A 4,422-nucleotide genomic window follows, 5' to 3' on the forward strand; every position below is an offset into this window, starting at 1 on the left:
AAGAGATTCTCAACCGCAGCAGGTGCGGCGAATAAAGTGACTCTCTGCAAATCGCAGTTGCGCCCGGCGCGCAAGTACTCGTCCAGATATTATTGGCCCATTATTTGTTTACCGATTTGTCGGCCAAAATCAAAAGCGGCCTTTTCCATAGCACGGTTAAGATCTTCTTTGAGGTGTCCATTGGTGTCTAGCACTCGTAAGCTGGCGGCATCAGTCTCATAATTGTATTTGACCTCGACTTTGGTGTAGCCGATCGATTCGTTAAGGTCCGGGCGATGTTCAACTTTGCCTTGCCAATATAAGGTAAAACGCACTGTCACGGCTTGGACGTCGTTTGAAGTATTGCCAGAATGTCCAGGTTTCCAGGAATCAATCGTCAGATCGTCAACCGAAACACTGGTCGCTGTGCCACCTAAGGAAAAATGTAGATCGTCGAATAGCGTTTGTTTATCGGCGTTTAGGCCTTCTTGCCACTGTGCGGCGAGCGCGCTATTGACGTGTGATGCCTGAAATGCGGGAATAGCCAAAACTAAGATGACCGCTACAGCAATGCCGCCGATAATCCACATTCGCCGCGAGACGCGACGAGGTCGGGCGGGCGCTGCCGATACTGTGCCAGCGCTTGTAGTGGGGATAGGTACGCTTGCCGACGGAGCAGTGATTGGAACTTCAGTTGATGAGGCAGACGTATGCGACCGATGCTCAAGGTGGAAGTGGCGATGACAGGCTGGGCATTGGATCTCGACGACGGCGACATCGTTAATCTCAATGGGCGATCCGCAATGCGGACAATACAGCTTGTTCATGATGCAGCCGTGGATGTCAGTCCGGATGAAGGTTGGTGATAGGAATGGGAAAGTGCCACGATGATTATCAGCACAGACGCAATAAATGCCACAAGGTTTGTACCGTGAACGGTTCCACGCAGGTAGACGCTTCCTGCGTCTCCGAGAATCTGTAATAAACCGGTGCAAATTACCAAACCCGAAGATTGTCTTCGGAGTAGTTCAACGCCAGTGGCAATCGCTAATCCTGTCAGAACTAGAAACAACGATCCCAGAGCCGACCTTTCCAAGCCATGGACGAGGAGCACCGCAGCGGTTTCATCTTCATCTACCATAGCTGCTCCGTGTCCGAACCAATTTTCGACTCGGCCACCGACTAAATAATATGCTCCCGCGAAAAAGTCCATAAACGCGACGACCATGATCAAAACAGCTGCAGCAACACGCATTTTTGCCTCCTAAAAAGGTGGGGGGATCCACCCCTCCCCCCCCCCAATGTAAAAGCATAATACATAGTGTTTAGCAATGCAAGCAGTAGTCAAAATCCTCGCCGCGGGGATTTGCGGGAGGCGAGCCCACTAAGAATTTCGCCCGCGTTGGGGAAGCGCGTCAGCAAAATCATGGCGGCGATGATGAACGGTTTGTGGCTGGCTTCGCGGTAAGTGGCCAGACGCTGTTTTTCGAACACCGTGGCGGCGACTTCCCCTTCTTTGCAGCTGACGCCCGTGATGTCGGCCGGCAGGCAGTGCATGTACAGCGCTTTGCCGCCCTTTGTCGTTGTCATCAACTTTTCGGTGCACTCCCAGCTTTTGAAACGGGCGTTATTGGCCAGGGCGTCTTTTTCCAGCGCAGCGAGCTTGTCGTTTTCTTTGGCGCGCAAAATTTTGGTGCGCTCCTGCATCACGCGGAACGGAGCCCAGCTTTTCGGGTAGACAATGTCGGCGCCAGTGAACGCCTCTTCCAGGCTGTGGACGTGCTCGAAGGTTCCGCCCGACGCTTTGGCGTGCTGGGCGGCGGTTTGCAGGGTCTCGGGCACCAGGTCGTAGCCTTCCGGATGGGCCAGCACCACGTTCATGCCGAAACGGGTCATCAGCGTGATGATGGCCTGCGGCACAGACAGCGGCTTGCCGTAGGAAGGAGAGTACGCCCAGGTCATGGCGATTTTTTTACCCCGGAGGTTTTCTAATGAGCCGAAGGTTTTTTGCAAATGCAGGAGGTCGGCCATGGATTGCGTGGGATGATCTAAATCGCACTGTAAGTTGATGACCGCCGGACGCTGCGGCAGGACGCCTTCGCGGAAGCCTTCCTCCACGGCGGCAGCGACTTCGACCATGTATTTGTGCCCCTCGCCCAGGAAAATATCGTCGCGGATGCCGATGGCCTCGGCCACAAACGAAATCATGTTGGCGGTTTCGCGCACCGTTTCGCCGTGGGCAATTTGCGATTTGCCTTCGTCCAGCTCTTGCAGCGGCAGGCCCAGCAAGGCCGCGGCGCTGGCAAACGAAAACCGGGTGCGGGTGGATTGATCGCGAAAATTGGAAACCGCAATCCCGCCGTGGAACACGCGGGCGCTGATGTTGGCGCGGTACATTTCTTCCAGCGCCTCGGCTACCACCAGCGTGGCGTGCAGATCGTCCGGGGTGCGCTCCCAGGTGAGGAGGAAATCTTTTTGATGGAGCGACGGTTTGAAAGCGGCAAGGCGATCGAGAAGCGGTTTGATGGTGTCGGACATGGGCGGGGGGTGAGTGGTGAGTAAGTGAGTAGGCAGGGTTCAGTGATCAGTATCAAGCCGCGACCGGTGGTCGCGCGGAAGCGGAGAACGTTGACAAATCGAATGGGGAATGCGGATTGGGGAATGATAAAAGCGATGGTTTGAAAATGAACGTGCAAGCAAATTTCGGTTGGGCACTGCCGGACAAACCGGCACCCAGAGCGGTTGGTGATTTATGCAGCCGCAACGGCCTTATTAAACGTTTCGATTTGGCGGTCCCACTCCGTAACTTGAGCGAACATTTCGGTCCAGAAGTCGGGGTCCCACAGGCGGCGCAGATCGTCGGCAGTGCGCTGTTGTTGTTCGACCCAAGTGAAGTATTTGAAATTATGCAGTTGCTTGCGGTCCTGGTAGCCCAGCTCGCGCATGGTGTCGGCGCCGATGCCTTCCAGGTAGCGGCCGAAATGGCGAGCAGCGTTTAGTTCGGTGTACGGGCCATGTTGTTGCTGCATTTCTTCCAGGCGGGAACCGTACAGTTCCAGCGAATCGGTCAGCGGCAAAAACAGCACGTCACGGTCGTTCATCTCGAAAAACTTTGCCGTTTTGATGGCCGACACCAAATTGCAAATGCCGGAAATGCCCAACAGCTTGAGCTGGTCGACCGTCGCCGCCGGGACCCCCTGTTTCTGCAAGAACGCACGGCCGGCGTCTTCGTTGAATAGCCGCAACAGGGCCAGGCATTGCTCGTCGTCAATGGCGCACACCACGTCGGTATTGCGCACATTGTGAATCCAGGGGACGTGCTTATCGCCAATGCCTTCAATGCGATGGTCGCCAAAGCCGCACTGCAATAGCGTCGGACATTGCAAACTTTCGGTCGCTACCACGCGCACGGCCGGATATTTGGTGCGCAGAAAATCGCCGGCGGCGATGGTGCCCGCGCTGCCAGTGGCGGAGATATAGCCAGATAGGCGCTGGCCCGGCTGGGCTATGCGGCGAAAAATCTCGTCGACGATGCCGCCGGTCAGATGGTAGTGCCAGGCGGCGTTGCCGAATTCTTCGAACTGGTTGAAGATGACACAATCGGGCCGAGTGCGCTTGATTTCCCAGCACTTGTCGTAAATTTCTTTGACATTCGCTTCGCCGCCGGGGGTTTTAATCACTTCCGCCCCAATGGAAGCCAGCCACTCGAAGCGCTCCCGCGACATTTGCTCCGGCAAAATGGCCACGGCGGTGCAGCCCAACAGCGCGCTATCGAATGCGCCGCCACGGCAATAATTTCCGGTGCTGGGCCAAACGGCTTTTTGCGTGGTGGGATCGAATTGGCCAGAAACAAGTCGCGGAACCAGGCACCCGAAGGCCGCGCCAACCTTGTGCGCCCCGGTGGGAAAATACTTGCCGATCAGGCCAACAATGCGCGAAGGCACGCCGGTCAGGGCCGAGGGAAATTCCACCCAATTTCCCTGGTTGTAACCGCCTCCTTTAGGCTTCGGCTCGTTCTTCCAGGAAATGCGGAACAAATTGGCGGGATCGATTTCATTCAGCCCCACGCTGCCCAACCGTGTGCGAACGGCCGGCGGAATTTTCTCCGGATCCTTCAATTGGGCGAAGGTGGGAACAACGATATTCCGCTCGCGGCAGCGGCGGACCGTTTTTTCGAGAACTTGTTCGTAACCGATGGGCATTTTCTAATTCGCTAGGTGTTTCGCTTATGTTACCATAGATGGTTTCGCGACGGAATTACAGGAATCATCCGTGAGCTTGATTACCGAGTTAGTTTGCGTGCAGTGCGGCACCCCATACCGCGAAGGGGAGGTATCCACCTGTCCGAGGTGTGGTCCGGACGAGGGGATTTTGGACGTGCGGTTCAATTTATCGCAGGCCGCCCAAACGCTGACACGCCGCAATTTGTCGGAGCGCACCCGG

At 55.9% G+C, this 4,422-nt stretch carries 4 protein-coding genes; all 4 read right to left on the bottom strand.

The features are described 5' to 3' along the window. Window positions 1–89: 89 nt before the first annotated feature. The 4 genes from VFE46_06200 to VFE46_06215 all read right to left on the bottom strand — a co-directional run bounded on the left by VFE46_06200 (window position 90) and on the right by VFE46_06215 (window position 4,181). Window positions 90–569, bottom strand: a complete 480-nt coding sequence (locus VFE46_06200; GenBank protein ID HZZ27583.1) for a hypothetical protein — start codon at window positions 567–569, stop codon at window positions 90–92. A 233-nt stretch (window positions 570–802) separates the two neighbouring features. After that, window positions 803–1,234, bottom strand: coding sequence for a hypothetical protein (locus tag VFE46_06205; GenBank protein ID HZZ27584.1), 432 nt, complete (start codon window positions 1,232–1,234; stop codon window positions 803–805). 89 nt (window positions 1,235–1,323) lie between these two features. Further along, window positions 1,324–2,517, bottom strand: a complete 1,194-nt coding sequence (ygeW, locus tag VFE46_06210; GenBank protein HZZ27585.1) for a knotted carbamoyltransferase YgeW — start codon at window positions 2,515–2,517, stop codon at window positions 1,324–1,326. Between the two features lie 212 nt (window positions 2,518–2,729). After that, entirely contained in the window at window positions 2,730–4,181 is a 1,452-nt protein-coding gene (locus VFE46_06215; protein ID HZZ27586.1) for a pyridoxal-phosphate dependent enzyme, read from the bottom strand. Between the last annotated feature and the right edge of the window lie 241 nt (window positions 4,182–4,422).

The organism is Pirellulales bacterium (assembly GCA_035656635.1).
GTDB lineage: Bacteria > Planctomycetota > Planctomycetia > Pirellulales > JADZDJ01 > DATJYL01.